The following is a 746-nucleotide window of genomic DNA, read 5'->3' as shown; positions in this document are numbered from 1 at the left end:
GCGCCGTCCCCCTGGTTCGCCTCCGTCATCTCGGTGCCGGTCACGGCGCTGATGACCGGATTCGCCCCGTCGCCGATGGCAACGCTCAGGGTGGAGGAGACTTTATCTCCGTCACTGTCGGTGAGGGTGAAGCCCGCCTTGAGCAGACTGTCTGCACTCCCCTGATCCAGCGGCTGGTTCAGGGTAAAGACATAGTGACCGTTCTGATCCAGCGTCAACGTGAAGACGTTCTGGCCGTTGACGGCGCCGCTGATGCTGTTGCCGCTGATGGTGATGACCACGGGCTGGCCACCGCTGGTGAGCCCTTGCAGGCCGGGCTGGCTGGCATCGAACGCGATGTTGACCAGAGGGTCGGCCCCGGCGGTGATGGCCAGATCCCCGGTGAGGGTCTGGGCTGCGCTCCAGTCGCTGTCCTCCACCAGAGTGAGGGAGACGGGGTCGACCTGGGGCAGCACGCCGTCGGTGATATGAATATTGAGGGTGCCAAGGTTGCTCTTGTCCCCGTCAAAGTCGGTGCCTTGCACCTGCAGCCCCAGGTTGACGCTGTTGGTGCTGACCGGTTGATCCAGCACGCCGTCGAGCGCCACCTGGTACTTGCCATCCAGCCCCAGAGTCACGGTCAGAATGGTCTTGCCGCCCGCATCCAGCAAGGTGATGACGTTGCCATTGACCTGATAGTGGGTCGGCTGGCCGCCGCTGGTGAGGCCATTCAGGCCGGGCTGGTTCGCCTCGAAGTTGAGCGACAC

Annotated in this window: 1 protein-coding gene; it reads right to left on the bottom strand. The window is 63.9% G+C overall.

Translation table 11 applies throughout. The features are described 5' to 3' along the window. Positions 1-746 (bottom strand): T1SS-143 repeat domain-containing protein (locus tag BN1120_RS01290; RefSeq protein WP_155397118.1); only part of this gene is annotated, 746 nt, incomplete at both ends.

The organism is Aeromonas caviae (genome assembly GCF_000819785.1).
Classification (GTDB): domain Bacteria; phylum Pseudomonadota; class Gammaproteobacteria; order Enterobacterales; family Aeromonadaceae; genus Aeromonas; species Aeromonas caviae.
This window is presented reverse-complemented; position numbering and strand designations above follow the sequence as displayed.